This window comes from Burkholderia sp. MSHR3999 (assembly GCF_000833595.1).
Classification (GTDB): Bacteria; Pseudomonadota; Gammaproteobacteria; order Burkholderiales; family Burkholderiaceae; genus Burkholderia; species Burkholderia ubonensis.
In genome coordinates this window covers 442,266-455,984 of sequence record NZ_JRFO01000006.1, presented here as the reverse complement: position 1 = coordinate 455,984, position 13,719 = coordinate 442,266, and the positions used below count along the sequence as shown (strand labels likewise).

General features: G+C 67.9%; 9 protein-coding genes. 6 read left to right on the top strand and 3 right to left on the bottom strand.

Annotation, left to right across the window (positions count from 1 at the left end; all coding sequences use genetic code 11):
- Nucleotides 1–11: 11 nt before the first annotated feature.
- Nucleotides 12–1,007, bottom strand: a complete 996-nt coding sequence (locus KY49_RS19335; protein WP_042586198.1) for a helix-turn-helix domain-containing protein — start codon at nucleotides 1,005–1,007, stop codon at nucleotides 12–14.
- Between the two features lie 153 nt (nucleotides 1,008–1,160).
- Here KY49_RS19335 and KY49_RS19330 point away from each other — a divergent pair, with 153 nt between their 5' ends.
- On the top strand, nucleotides 1,161–1,814 hold the full coding sequence (locus KY49_RS19330) for a cysteine hydrolase family protein (protein ID WP_042586868.1): 654 nt from the start codon (nucleotides 1,161–1,163) through the stop codon (nucleotides 1,812–1,814).
- 33 nt (nucleotides 1,815–1,847) lie between these two features.
- Here KY49_RS19330 and KY49_RS19325 read toward each other — a convergent pair whose 3' ends face one another.
- Nucleotides 1,848–2,486, bottom strand: coding sequence for a TetR family transcriptional regulator (locus tag KY49_RS19325; RefSeq protein ID WP_010098534.1), 639 nt, complete (start codon nucleotides 2,484–2,486; stop codon nucleotides 1,848–1,850).
- 402 nt (nucleotides 2,487–2,888) lie between these two features.
- Here KY49_RS19325 and KY49_RS19320 point away from each other — a divergent pair, with 402 nt between their 5' ends.
- Genes KY49_RS19320 through KY49_RS19310 form a run of 3 tightly spaced genes read left to right on the top strand, consistent with a single transcriptional unit; the run spans nucleotide 2,889 to nucleotide 8,914 of the window.
- On the top strand, nucleotides 2,889–4,172 hold the full coding sequence (locus tag KY49_RS19320) for an efflux RND transporter periplasmic adaptor subunit (RefSeq protein ID WP_042586197.1): 1,284 nt from the start codon (nucleotides 2,889–2,891) through the stop codon (nucleotides 4,170–4,172).
- 15 nt (nucleotides 4,173–4,187) lie between these two features.
- Nucleotides 4,188–7,388 (top strand): efflux RND transporter permease subunit, encoded by a 3,201-nt coding sequence (locus KY49_RS19315; protein ID WP_042586196.1) that lies wholly within the window; start codon nucleotides 4,188–4,190, stop codon nucleotides 7,386–7,388.
- Entirely contained in the window at nucleotides 7,388–8,914 is a 1,527-nt protein-coding gene (locus KY49_RS19310; protein ID WP_042586195.1) for an efflux transporter outer membrane subunit, read from the top strand. The genes KY49_RS19315 and KY49_RS19310 overlap by 1 nt, the downstream gene beginning before the upstream one ends.
- A 262-nt stretch (nucleotides 8,915–9,176) precedes the next feature.
- Here KY49_RS19310 and KY49_RS19305 read toward each other — a convergent pair whose 3' ends face one another.
- Complete coding sequence (locus tag KY49_RS19305) at nucleotides 9,177–10,550, bottom strand: nucleobase:cation symporter-2 family protein (protein WP_010090831.1); 1,374 nt, start codon at nucleotides 10,548–10,550, stop codon at nucleotides 9,177–9,179.
- 415 nt (nucleotides 10,551–10,965) lie between these two features.
- Between KY49_RS19305 and KY49_RS19300 the strand changes: the two genes are divergently transcribed.
- Complete coding sequence (locus KY49_RS19300) at nucleotides 10,966–12,423, top strand: xylulokinase (protein ID WP_042586194.1); 1,458 nt, start codon at nucleotides 10,966–10,968, stop codon at nucleotides 12,421–12,423.
- 168 nt (nucleotides 12,424–12,591) lie between these two features.
- Nucleotides 12,592–13,698 carry an S-(hydroxymethyl)glutathione dehydrogenase/class III alcohol dehydrogenase gene (locus KY49_RS19295; protein WP_042586193.1) on the top strand — a complete coding sequence of 369 codons (1,107 nt, stop codon included), beginning with the start codon at nucleotides 12,592–12,594 and terminating at the stop codon, nucleotides 13,696–13,698.
- Nucleotides 13,699–13,719 lie beyond the last annotated feature (21 nt).

Genomic DNA, 13,719 nt, shown 5'->3' with positions numbered 1-13,719 from the left:
TGCGGCGGCCGTTACCTCGGCGCGTCCGCCGCCGTTCCCCGAAATTCCCGCCGATAAGCCGACGGCGACGTGCCGAGCGCGCTCGCGAAATGCTGGCGCAGCGACACGCTCGACCCGTAGCCGGCCGCCTGCGCGATCGCGTCGATCGATTGTCCGGTGGTTTCCAGCAGATGCTGCGCGCGCGCGAGCCGTTCGGCCTGCAGCCACGCGATCACGGTCGTGCCGGTCGCCTGGCGGAAGTGCCGGGTGAACGTGCGGCGGCTCATCAGCACGCGCGCCGCGAGCGAGTCGACGCCGTGCGGCGCGTCGAGATGCGTGCGCACCCAGTCGAGCAGGCCGGCGAGCCGCGCGTCGCGCGGGTGCGCGGCGACGGGCTGCGGCACGTATTGCGCCTGCCCGCCCTGGCGGTGCGGCGGAATCACGAGGCGCCGCGCGATCCGGTTCGCCGCGTCGGCGCCGAAGCGGCGGCGCACCACGTGCAGGCAGCAGTCGAGCCCCGCGGCGGTGCCGGCCGACGTCATCAGGTTGCCGTCGTCGACGTACAGCACGTCGGGGTCGAGCCGCACGCGCGGAAAGCGCCGCGCGAAGTCGTCCGCCCACGCCCAGTGCGTGGTCGCCGGGCGATCGTCGAGCAGGCCGGCTGCCGCGAGCACGTACGCGCCGAGGCACAGCCCGACCAGCAGCGCGCCGCGCTCGGCGGCGGCGCGCACCGCGTCGAGCAGCACCGCCGGCGGCGTTTCGTCCGGGTCGCGCCAGCTCGGCACGATGACGATCTGCGCGTCGTCGAGCGCATCGAGCCCGAGCGGGGCCGAGATCGTGAAGCCGCCGGTCGTCGCGAGCGGGCCCCGGTCCGCCGAGCACACGCGGAAGTCGAACGCGGGCGTGTCGGCCGCGTCGCGCTCCTTGCCGAACACGACGGACGGGACCGACAGGTGGAACGGACTGATGCCGTCGAACGCGATCGCGGCGACGACGGTGGGAGAAGAGATGGCGGGGACGGCGGGCATGACGGGCTCCGGAATGCGGATGGCCCGATTCTATCGAAGAATGGCAATCGGGCCGCTGTCGGGGCCGGCGCCGCAGTTCGACAATGCGTCGCATCGCGCTGCCGACTGCGCCCGTTGCGGGGCGGGGCGGCGCGTCCGAACCAGGAGAACAACATGTCGAAGCCCGCTTCAACGCCCACCGGCCGCCGCGCCCTCATCGTGATCGACGTGCAGAACGAATACGTGACGGGCGATCTGCCGATCGAATACCCGCCCGTCGACACGTCGCTCGCGAACCTCGGCCGCGCGATCGATGCCGCGCATGCGGCCGGCGTGCCGGTGATCGTCGTCCAGCACGTCGCGCCGGCCGGCGCGCCGATCTTCGCGCCCGGCAGCGACGGCGTCGAACTGCATCCGGTGGTTGCGTCGCGGCCGTACGCGCACCGGATCGAGAAGTCGCTCGCGAGCGCGTTCGCGGGCACCGATCTCGCCGCATGGCTCGACGCGCACGGCATCGACACGCTCGCGGTGGCCGGCTACATGACGCACAACTGCAATGCGTCGACCGTGTATCACGCGGCGCATGCGGGGCTGAACGTCGAGTATCTGGAGGATGCGACGGGCGCGGTGCCGTACGAGAACGCGGCCGGCGCGGCAAGCGCAGAGGAGATCCACCGCGCGTACACGGTGGTGTTCCAGTCGAACTTCGCGGCGGTGATGTCGACCGACGCATGGATCGCCGGGCTGGCGGGCGGCGCGATGCCGGCGCGCGAGTCGGTGTCCGCGTCGAACCGGCGGGCCCGCGCGCGCCGCGCGCAGGCCGCCTGACGTGCCGCCGCGTGCGCCGGCGCGCGCGGCGCGTCAGTCGTCCTTCAGCATCGCCGGGCTGTAGCGCAGCATGTCGAAGCAGCCGTCGACGAGCTTTTCCGCATGCTGCTCCGCGTCGATCTCGTCGGGGAGCATCAGCATGTCGCGCACGAAGCCGCTGACGAGCGCGTGCAGCATCAGGGTCGCGCGCCACGTGTCGAGCCGTTCCGGCAGCAACTTCAGTTGCACGGCCATCGCGAGATCGGCGTCGATCGCGTGCAGCGCGTCGCTCATGCCGGCACGATTGCGCTGCAGCAGCGGCTCCAGGTCCGCCACGTACTCGCACTTCATGAACAGGATGCTGAACACCCGGCGCAGCTGCGAATCGCGCTGGACGCCGAGCAGGCACCAGATCAGGATCTTGCGGACCTTGTCGAGCGGATTGCTGCCGGGCGCGTCGGCCGGCAATTTCTTCAGTTCGTCGATCGGCAGCAGCACGCGATCGAACATCGCGTCGAACAGCTCGCTCTTGTTCGCGAAATGCCAGTAGATGGCGCCGCGCGTCACGCCGGCGTGGTGCGCGATGTCCGCGAGCGACGTGTGCGACACGCCCTTCTCGAAGAACACGTGTTCGGCGGCGTCGAGGATGCCGTTGCGCGTGGCAAGGGCTTCCTCCTTGGTGCGTCTGACCATATTCAGGCCTGGGGGAGATCGATCGGTGGGCGAAACAATAAGGTTCGCATCCCTCGCCGTACCCGTGCAAACGGGCTATCCTAGCGACTCGTAACGTTTCGTAATACCAGCGGTCGCGGCGGCGCAGGGTCTTTTTACATACATTCGTGAATGTATATACAATACCACCCTACGATCGAATGGCCAAAGGGGCAATCAGTTAATATCCCACACTGCTGATTCCCGCCAAAGCACTACCAGCCCGCAGTTCGGGGCGTCTTCGTCGGCACAGTGGTTCCGTGCCGCTTGCTGTATCTAGCAGTCCAGTAATTCAGGTGTTCGATCAGCGCCGCAAGGCGCATCCGTGTTGCGTCCGGGCCGGGCGCGACACTCATTCCATTGGTTACACACAGAGGTCGCTCCATGCGCGTCGAACGGGTTCCATACCGCTTAATCACTGTCGCGACGGCCGCCGTTTTCCTGGCCGCGTGCGGGAAAAAAGAATCGGCACCGCCGCCGCAAACGCCGGAAGTCGGCGTCGTCACCGTCCAGCCGGAAACCGTGCCGGTCTTCACCGAACTGCCGGGCCGCACCAACGCGTTCCTGGTCGCGCAGGTGCGCGCGCGGGTCGACGGCATCGTGCTGCGCCGTGAATTCACCGAGGGCACCGACGTCAAGGCGGGCCAGCGCCTCTACAAGATCGACCCGGCGCCGTACCTCGCGCAACTGAACAGTGCGAAGGCGTCGCTCGCGAAGGCGCAGGCGAACCTCGCGACGCAGAACGCACTGGTCGCGCGCTACAAGGTGCTGGTGGGCGCGAACGCGATCAGCAAGCAGGACTACGACAACGCGGTCGCCGCGCAAGGGCAGGCGGCGGCGGACGTCGCGGCGGGCAAGGCGGCGGTGGACACCGCGCAGATCAACCTCGGCTATACGGACGTGGTGTCGCCGATCACCGGCCGCGTCGGCATCTCGCAGGTCACGCCGGGCGCGTACGTGCAGGCGAGCCAGGCGACGCTGATGTCGACGGTGCAGCAGCTCGATCCGGTGTACGTGGACCTGACGCAGTCGAGCCTCGACGGGCTGAAGCTGCGCCAGGACGTGCAGAGCGGGCGGATCAAGACGAGCGGCCCGGGGGCGGCGAAGGTGTCGCTGATCCTGGAGGACGGCAAGACGTACTCGGAGCCGGGCAAGCTGCAGTTCTCGGACGTGACGGTGGATCAGGCGACGGGCTCGGTGACGATCCGCGCGATCTTCCCGAACCCGAACAGGGTGCTGCTGCCGGGGATGTTCGTGCGCGCGCGGATCGAGGAAGGCGTGAACGAGCACGCGTTCCTGGTGCCGCAGATCGGCGTCACGCATGACCAGAAGGGGCAGGCGGTCGCGCTGGTGGTGGGGGCGGACAACAAGGTTGCGCCGCGTCCGCTGACGACGACGGGCATGCAGGGGCAGAACTGGATCGTCGAAGGCGGGCTGCAGGCGGGCGACCGGGTGATCGTGCAGGGCATCGACAAGGTGCGTCCGGGCGCGACCGTGAAGACGGTTGCGGCCCAGCTCGCGCAGGCGCAGGGCGCCGCCGCAGGGGCTGCAGCGCCGGCCGCCGCGCCGTCGTCGGGCTCGTCGCCCGCCGCGTCGCCTGCCGCCTCGTCGGCTGCAGCGTCGGGCGCCGCCCCGGCGAGCGCTGCCGCCGCGTCGAGTGCTCATTAACAGGGAGCCTGTTTCATGGCAAAGTTTTTTATCGATCGCCCGATCTTTGCATGGGTGATCGCCATCATCCTGATGCTGGCCGGGGTCGCGGCGATCTTCACGCTGCCGATCGCGCAGTATCCGACGATCGCGCCGCCATCGATCCAGATCTCCGCGAACTACCCGGGCGCTTCCGCGAAGACGGTGGAAGACACGGTGACGCAGGTGATCGAGCAGCAGATGAGCGGTCTCGACAACTTCCTGTACATGTCGTCGACGAGTGACGACTCGGGCACGGCGACGATCACGCTGACGTTCGCGCCGGGCACCAACGCCGACATCGCGCAGGTCCAGGTGCAGAACAAGCTGTCGCTCGCGACGCCGATCCTGCCGCAGGTCGTGCAGCAGCTCGGCCTGTCGGTGACGAAGTCGAGCAGCAGCTTCCTGCTGGTGCTCGCCTTCACGTCCGAAGACGGCAGCATGAGCCGCTACGACCTCGCGAACTACGTCGCGTCGCACGTGAAGGACCCGATCAGCCGGCTCAACGGCGTCGGCACCGTCACGCTGTTCGGCTCGCAGTACGCGATGCGGATCTGGCTCGATCCGACCCGCCTGACCAACTACGGCCTCACGCCGGTCGACGTGACCAGCGCGATCAGCGCGCAGAACGTGCAGGTCGCGGGCGGCCAGCTCGGCGGCACGCCGGCGAAGCCGGGCACGATGCTGCAGGCGACGATCACCGAGGCGACGCTGCTGCGCACGCCGGAGGAGTTCGGCAACATCCTGCTGAAGGTCAACCCGGACGGTTCGCAGGTTCGCCTGAAGGATGTCGGGAACGTCGCGCTCGGCGCGGAAAACTACAACTTCGACACCAAGTACAACGGCAAGCCGAGCGCGGCGCTGGGCATCCAGCTCGCGACCAACGCGAACGCGCTCGCGACCGCGAAGGCGGTGCGCCAGCAGGTGGACACGCTGTCGAAGTACTTCCCGCACGGCCTGTCGGTGTCGTATCCGTATGACACGACGCCGTTCGTGAAGCTGTCGATCGAGGAAGTGGTCAAGACGCTGCTCGAAGGCATCGTGCTGGTGTTCCTCGTGATGTATCTGTTCCTGCAGAACCTGCGGGCGACGATCATCCCGACGATCGCGGTGCCGGTCGTGCTGCTCGGCACGTTCGCGATCATGTCGCTGGTGGGCTTCTCGATCAACACGCTGTCGATGTTCGGCCTCGTGCTCGCGATCGGTCTCTTGGTCGACGATGCGATCGTGGTGGTGGAGAACGTCGAGCGGGTGATGGCGGAGGAGGGCTTGTCGCCGAAGGAGGCGACCAGGAAGGCGATGGGCCAGATCACCGGCGCGCTGGTCGGCGTCGCGCTCGTGCTGTCGGCGGTGTTCGTGCCGGTGGCGTTCTCGGGCGGCTCGGTGGGCGCGATCTATCGTCAGTTCTCGCTGACGATCGTGTCGGCGATGGTGCTGTCGGTGCTCGTCGCGCTGATCCTGACGCCGGCGCTGTGCGCGACGATCCTCAAGCCGATTCCGCAGGGTCACCACGAAGAGAAGAAGGGCTTCTTCGGCTGGTTCAACCGCACGTTCAACCAGAGCCGCGACAAGTACCACGTCGGCGTGCACCACGTGATCAAGCGCTCGGGCCGCTGGCTCATCATCTACCTGGTCGTGATCGTCGCGGTCGGCCTGCTGTTCGTGCGCCTGCCCAAGTCGTTCCTGCCGGATGAGGACCAGGGCCTGATGTTCGTGATCGTGCAGACGCCGTCCGGCTCGACGCAGGAAACCACCGCGAAGACGCTCGCGAACATTTCCGACTACCTGTTGAACGACGAGAAGGAAATCGTCGAATCCGCGTTCACGGTCAACGGCTTCAGCTTCGCGGGCCGCGGCCAGAACTCGGGTCTCGTGTTCGTCAGGCTGAAGGATTACTCGCAGCGTCAGCACGCGAACCAGAAGGTGCAGGCGCTGATCGGCCGGATGTTCGGGCGTTACTCGAAGTACAAGGACGCGCTGGTGATTCCGTTCAACCCGCCGTCGATTCCGGAACTCGGCACCGCCGCCGGCTTCGACTTCGAGCTGACGGACAACGCGGGCGTCGGCCACGACGCGCTGATGGCCGCGCGCAACCAGCTGCTGATGATGGCTTCGAAGGATCCGACGCTGCAGGGCGTGCGTCCGAACGGCCTGAACGATACGCCGCAGTACAAGGTGAACATCGACCGCGAGAAGGCGAACGCGCTCGGCGTCACCGCGCAGGCGATCGACCAGACGTTCTCGATCGCATGGGCGTCGCAGTACGTGAACAACTTCCTCGACACCGACGGCCGGATCAAGAAGGTCTACGTGCAGTCCGACGCGCCGTTCCGGATGACGCCGGAAGACCTGAACATCTGGTACGTGCGCAACGGCACGGGCGGGATGGTGCCGTTCAGCGCGTTCGCGACCGGCCACTGGACCTACGGTTCGCCGAAGCTCGAGCGCTACAACGGCATCTCGGCGATGGAAATCCAGGGCCAGGCCGCACCGGGCAAGTCGACCGGCCAGGCGATGGCGGCGATGGAAGCGCTCGCGAAGAAGCTGCCGGAAGGCGTCGGCTATTCGTGGACGGGGCTGTCGTACCAGGAAATCCAGTCGGGTTCGCAGGCGCCGATCCTCTATGCGATCTCGATCCTCGTCGTGTTCCTGTGTCTCGCGGCGCTGTATGAAAGCTGGTCGATCCCGTTCTCGGTGATCATGGTCGTGCCGCTCGGCGTGATCGGCGCACTGCTCGCGGCGACGCTGCGCGGCCTCGAGAACGACGTGTTCTTCCAGGTCGGCCTGCTGACCACGGTGGGCCTGTCCGCGAAGAACGCGATCCTGATCGTCGAGTTCGCGCGCGAGCTGCAGGTAACGGAGAAGATGGGGCCGATCGAGGCCGCGCTGGAAGCGGCGCGCCTGCGGCTGCGTCCGATCCTGATGACGTCGCTCGCGTTCATTCTCGGCGTGATGCCGCTCGCGATCAGCAACGGCGCGGGCTCGGCGAGCCAGCACGCGATCGGCACCGGCGTGATCGGCGGGATGATCACCGCGACGTTCCTCGCGATCTTCATGATCCCGATGTTCTTCGTGAAGATCCGCGCGATCTTCAGCGGCGAGAAGGAAGACGTCGACGAGGCGCTGCGTCTTGCGCAGGATCACATGCACCAGGCGGAGAAGGGCGACCACGGCGACGACGAGAAGAAGGGGCAGTGATGATGCAAAAACATGCTTTGACTGCAATCGCGGTCGCGCTCTTCGCCACGGGCTGCACGATGGCGCCGCATTACACGCGGCCCGATGCGCCCGTTTCGCAGGCGTTCCCGTCCGGCGGCGTGTACGCGACGCAGCCGGCCGCGGCGGCCGGCGCGCGCAGCGCGAACGGCCAGGCGGCGACCGACATCGGCTGGCGCGAGTTCTTCGTCGATCCGCGCCTGCAGCGGCTGATCGAGATCGCGCTGAACAACAACCGCGACCTGCGGGTCGCGGTGCTGAACATCGCGGCCGCGCGTGCGCAGTACCAGATCACGCGTGCGGACCTGTTCCCGACGCTCGACGCGGTGGGCACCGGCAATCGCCAGCGGCTGCCGAACGCGCTCACGGCGGTTCCGGGACGCAACATCACGACGACCTACAACGTCGGGCTGCAGGCGTCGTGGGAACTCGACCTGTTCGGCCGGATCCAGAGCCTGAAGGACCAGGCGCTCGCGAAATACCTCGCGACCGCGCAGGCCCGCAAGGCGTCGGAGATCGCGCTGGTCGCGCAGGTCGCGGACCAGTACCTGACGGTGCTGTCGACCGACGACCTGCTGAAGGTGACGGAAAACACGCTGAAATCCGCCCAGGCGTCGTACGACCTGACGAAACTGAAGTTCGACAACGGCACGGGCTCGGAGCTCGACCTGCGCCAGGCGCAGACCGTGGTCGAAACGGCGCTCGCGAACCAGCAGGCGCAGGCGCGCGCCCGCGCGCAGGCGGTGAACGCGCTGGTGCTGCTGATCGGCCAGCCGCTGCCGGACGACCTGCCGCCGGGCCTGCCGCTCGACGCGCAGAACTTCCTGACCGACATCCCGGCCGGGTTGCCGTCGGACCTGCTCACGCGCCGTCCGGACATCATGGAAGCCGAGCAGAGCCTGCTCGCGGCGAACGCGAACATCGGCGCGGCGCGCGCGGCGTTCTTCCCGCGCATCTCGCTGACGGGTGCGTTCGGCACCGCGAGCCCGACGCTCGGCGGGCTGTTCAAGGCCGGCACGGCGGCGTGGTCGTTCGCGCCGCAGATCACGATGCCGATCTTCGAGGGCGGCGCGAACCTCGCCAATCTCGATCTCGCGAACGTGCAAAAGCGCATCGAGATCGCGAACTACGAGAAGGCGATCCAGTCGGCGTTCCGCGAGGTGGCGGACGGGCTGGCCGCACGCGGCACGTACGACCAGCAGATCGCCGCGCTGCAGCGCAACGAGCACGCGCAGCAGCGTCGCTACGACCTGTCGGACCTGCGCTACAAGAACGGCGTCGACAGCTACCTGTCGGTGCTGACCGCGCAGACCGACCTGTACGCGGCGCAGCAGACGCTGATCAACGCACGGCTGGCACGGTGGACCAACCTCGTCGACCTGTATCGCTCGCTGGGCGGCGGCTGGATCCAGCGGGCCGGCGAGACGCCGCGTCCGGCCGACCAGCCGGTCGACTACGGCAAGGCGGCTGCGCCTGCACCGGCGTCGGCCGTTGCGGCGAAGGGCTGAGCGCCGCCGGTCATCGCGATGCATGGCGGGCAACCGCCAGCATCGAGCCGGCGGGCGTTGCATGCGTGACGCAACCCGGGTTACTCACGCAACGCCCCGCACACAAAAACGCCACGGATGAGAATCCGTGGCGTTGTGTTTTGGGCGGGGGCTTTGCACGTGCAAAGTTGGCGCGCGTGCCGGACGCAAACAAAAACGCCACGACAATGCCGTGGCGTGTTCCGGTCCGGACGCAGCGCCGCATCGCGGCGCGATCGGGCGGTCAGTGCAGGTCGGCCGGCCGCCCGTCGAAATCGTGACCGGCGCGGCGGATGTCGCACTTCGCTTCCTTCTCGCCCTTCACGCCGTTGAACACGATGTTCAGGATGACTGCGGAAACCGACGCGAGCAGGATGCCACTGTGCAGGATCGGCGCGAGCGCGCCCGGCAGCTTCGAGAAGAAGTGCGGCGACACGACCGGCACGAGGCCGAGGCCGATGCTGACCGCGACGATGAACAGGTTGTGGTGGTTCTCCACGAAGTCGACCTTCGACAGCACCTTCACGCCGTTCGCGGCGACCATCCCGAACATCACGATTCCCGCGCCGCCGAGCACGAACGGCGGCACCGACGCGACCACCTGCGCCATCTTCGGGAACAGGCCGAGCAGCACCAGGATCACGCCGCCCGTCGCGCACACGAAGCGGCTCTTCACGCCCGTCACGCCGATCAGGCCGACGTTCTGCGAGAACGACGTATGCGGGAACGAGTTGAAGATGCCGCCGATCAGCGTGCCGAGGCCGTCGACGCGCAGGCCGCGCACGAGGCGATCCTGGTCGACCGGACGATCGACCATGTCGCCGACCGCGAGGAACATCCCGGTCGATTCGATGAACGTGACGAACATCACCGTGACCATCGTCGCGATCGACAGCGGGTCGAAGTGCGGCCAGCCGAAGTGGAACGGCATCACGAAGCCGACCCACGGCGCGATCGACACGCCGTCGGTGTTCACGCGGCCGAGCGCGAACGCGATCGCGAAGCCCGCGACGATGCCGAGCAGCACCGAGATGTTCGCGATGAAGCCGCGGCCATACTTGTTGATCAGCAGGATCAGCGTGAGCACGAGCAGCGACAGGCCGAGGTAGACGGGGCTGCCGTACTCCGGATTGCCGACGCCGCCTGCGGCCCAGTTGATGCCGACTTCCATCAGCGACAGGCCGATCACCGAGATCACCGTGCCGACGACGACCGGCGGGAAGAACCGCAGCAGCTTGCCGATCGTCGGCGCGAGCACGATGCCGATGACGCCGGCCGCGATCGTCGAGCCGAAGATGTCGAGGATGCCGAGGCCGGGGTTCGTGCCGATCGCGATCATCGGGCCGACCGCCGCGAACGTGCACCCCATGATCACGGGCAGGCGGATGCCGAAGAGCCACAGGCCCAGCGTCTGGATCAGCGTCGCGATGCCGCACGAAAACAGATCGGCGCTGATCAGGAACGCGATCTGGTCTTTCGGCAGCTTGAGCGCGCCGCCGACGATCAACGGCACGGCGACCGCGCCGGCGTACATGACGAGAACGTGCTGCAGTCCGAGCGTTACGAGCTTGCCGGTCGGCAACACTTCATCGCACGGATGGACCGTGTTCGATTGCATCTGTCTCACTCCATGATCTTGTATTCGGGGTGGTACGAAGTTATGCGGAACGGCCATGCGCAACAAGAGCGCTGGGTTCTATTCCGTTCTTTGCTGGTTCGATATGCCGATTCGGCATGAAGCGGGGCGTCGCGCATCGGGAATCTGCCGCAGGAGTGAGGTTTCCCGGTTTTATAGCCGTCCAAAATAATGCGGACTCCCATGTCAAATATGGGGCGCTTTATGGTGTGTATCGCAATTCGGGAATAGTGGTCATTTCAGGGTGTGAAAAAATGCGCCGGGTTAACCCGCGAACGGGTGTTTTAAAGCACGTGGCGAGTTCGATCGCATTCGCAATTCACGATCGCGAAAAAATGGGGCGCATATTGCGATCCCGCTATCATCGAAGCTTGTCCATTCAAATCGTCGCTTCGTCATGCGCTTGCTCGGAATCGATCTCGGCACCGGCTCGGTGAAACTCGTTACGCTCGACCCGGACGGCGTCGAACGCGCGGTCGCGAGCGAACCGTATGCGCTGTCGTCGCCGCAGCCCGGCTGGGCGGAAATCGCGCCGCAGGCGTGGTGGGATGCGCTCGTGCGCGCGGCCGCGCGGCTGCCCGCCGACGAGCGGGCGCAGGTCGCCGCGATCGGTTTTTCGGGGCAGATGCACGGCGTCGTGCTGATCGATGCGGCCGGCCGAGCGGTGCGGCCCGCGCTGCTGTGGCCCGATACGCGCGCCGCGCGCCTCGCCGCCGCGGCGGACTGGCCGGACGCGCCGAACCCGGTTGCGCCGGGGATGGCGGGCCCGCTGCTGCGCTGGGTGGCCGCAAGCGAGCCGGCGGCGCTGCGCGCCGCGCGCTGGGCCGTGCAGCCGAAGGACTGGCTGCGCATCGCGCTCGGCGGCGACGTCGCGGCCGATCCGAGCGATGCGTGCGCGACCGCGCTCGCGACGCCCGACGGCGCATGGGATGCCGCGCGGCTCGACGCGCTCGGCCTGCCGCGCGCGCTGTTTGCGCCGGTGCGCGCGTCGACGGCGCCGTGCGGCGGGCTCGCCGCGCAGGCGGCCGCGGCGCTCGGCTTGCCGGCCGGCGTGCCGCTCGCGACCGGCGCGGCCGATACCGCGTGCGCGGCGCTGGGCAGCGGCCTCGTCGCGGACGGCGACGCACTGCTGACGACCGGCAGCGGCGGGCAGATCGTCGTGCTCGCGGACCGGCTGCCCGCCGCGCGACGCGGGCTGCATCGCTATCGCGCGGCCGCGGGCGGCGGCTACTACACGATGGCGGCGATGCAGAACGTCGGGCTCGCGCTCGAAGCGGTGCGCGGCTGGCTCGGCTACGCGAGCTGGCCGGCCGCCTACGACGACGCGTTCGCCCAGCCGGCGTCCGAACGGCTTTCCTTCCTGCCGTACCTGAGCGGCGAGCGCTCGCCGTGGATGAATCCGGACGCGCGCGGCGGCTGGCTCGGCCTCGGGCTCGGCGATACGCGCGGCGCGATGATGAGGGCGGCATTCGAAGGCGTCGCGTTCGCGCTGCGCGCGGGGCTCGATGCCATTCGTGCGGAAGGCGCGGAAGGTGCGGAGGGCGCGGAGCGCCGCGCGGTCGCATCGCTGCGCCTGGCCGGCGGCGGCTCGGTCGATCCGCGCTGGCGCCAGCTGCTGGCCGACGCGCTCGGCGCGTCGCTCGACGCGGTCGATTGCCCGAATGCCGCGACGCGCGGCGCCGCGCTGCTGGCCGGCGTGGCGATCGGCCACTGGAGCGAGGACGCATTGCGTGCGCTCGCGCCCGCCGCGTCGCCGGTGGCGGCGCCGTGCGGCGACCGCGCGCTCGCGACGCGGCACGCGCGCTTCGTCGACCTGTATGCGCGAACCGCTGCATGGTTCACGCTGGACGTTTAAACTCGGGCACTTGTCGTTTTGCGTCAACGATGACGCATTCGGGCAATACGACGGCCGTTTCCCGCACGCGGCGCGTGCGTCGATCGGCCATCATGGGGAGCACGATTTCACTCGACATGCCGCGCGACGCCGCGCGGCATGTCCACGTCTACAGATAGGAGTCACACGATGAAGACGAAAGCCGCGATTGCATGGAAGGCGGGTGCGCCGCTGACGATCGAGGAAGTCGACCTGGAAGGGCCGCGCGCGGGCGAGGTGCTGATCGAGGTGAAGGCGACGGGGATCTGCCACACCGACTACTACACGCTGTCGGGCGCGGATCCTGAAGGGCTCTTCCCGGCGATCCTCGGCCATGAAGGCGCGGGCGTGGTGGTCGACGTCGGCCCCGGCGTCGGCACGGTGAGGAAGGGCGATCACGTGATTCCGCTCTACACGCCGGAATGCCGCGAGTGCAAGTTCTGCCTGTCGCGCAAGACGAACCTGTGCCAGAAGATCCGCGCGACGCAGGGCAAGGGGCTGATGCCCGACGCGACGTCGCGCTTCTCGCTCGACGGCAAGCCGCTGTTCCACTACATGGGCACGTCGACGTTCTCGAACTACATCGTGGTGCCGGAGATCGCGGTCGCGAAGGTGCGCGAGGACGCGCCGTTCGACAAGATCTGCTACATCGGCTGCGGCGTGACGACGGGCGTCGGCGCGGTCGTGTACTCGGCGAAGGTCGAGGCGGGCGCGAACGTAGTGGTGTTCGGCCTCGGCGGGATCGGCCTGAACGTGATCCAGGGCGCGAAGATGGTCGGCGCGGACAAGATCATCGGCGTCGACATCAACCCGAAGCGCGTCGAGCTCGCGAAGAAGTTCGGGATGACGCACTTCATCAACCCGAACGAGGTCGAGAACGTGGTCGACCATATCGTGCAGCTCACCGACGGCGGCGCGGACTACTCGTTCGAGTGCGTGGGCAACGTGAAGCTGATGCGCCAGGCGCTGGAATGCACGCACAAGGGCTGGGGCCAGTCGTTCATCATCGGCGTTGCGGCAGCCGGCGAGGAAATCAGCACGCGGCCGTTCCAGCTGGTGACGGGCCGCGAGTGGAAGGGCTCGGCGTTCGGCGGCGCGCGCGGGCGCACCGACGTGCCGAAGATCGTCGACTGGTACATGGAAGGGAAGATCAACATCGACGACCTGATCACGCACACGCTGCCGCTCGAGAAGATCAACGACGGCTTCGACCTGATGAAGAAGGGCGAGTCGATCCGCTCGGTCGTGCTGTACTGATCGCGCGCTGTTCACCACAGG

Bases quoted from the DNA above. Each gene is read 5' to 3' on its own strand.
- KY49_RS19335 (WP_042586198.1), bottom strand. From the start codon at position 1,007: ATGCCCGCCGTCCCCGCCATCTCTTCTCCCACCGTCGTCGCCGCGATC.
- KY49_RS19295 (WP_042586193.1), top strand. From the start codon at position 12,592: ATGAAGACGAAAGCCGCGATTGCATGGAAGGCGGGTGCGCCGCTGACG.
- KY49_RS19305 (WP_010090831.1), bottom strand. From the start codon at position 10,550: ATGCAATCGAACACGGTCCATCCGTGCGATGAAGTGTTGCCGACCGGC.
- KY49_RS19315 (WP_042586196.1), top strand. From the start codon at position 4,188: ATGGCAAAGTTTTTTATCGATCGCCCGATCTTTGCATGGGTGATCGCC.
- KY49_RS19330 (WP_042586868.1), top strand. From the start codon at position 1,161: ATGTCGAAGCCCGCTTCAACGCCCACCGGCCGCCGCGCCCTCATCGTG.
- KY49_RS19325 (WP_010098534.1), bottom strand. From the start codon at position 2,486: ATGGTCAGACGCACCAAGGAGGAAGCCCTTGCCACGCGCAACGGCATC.
- KY49_RS19320 (WP_042586197.1), top strand. From the start codon at position 2,889: ATGCGCGTCGAACGGGTTCCATACCGCTTAATCACTGTCGCGACGGCC.
- KY49_RS19310 (WP_042586195.1), top strand. From the start codon at position 7,388: ATGATGCAAAAACATGCTTTGACTGCAATCGCGGTCGCGCTCTTCGCC.
- KY49_RS19300 (WP_042586194.1), top strand. From the start codon at position 10,966: ATGCGCTTGCTCGGAATCGATCTCGGCACCGGCTCGGTGAAACTCGTT.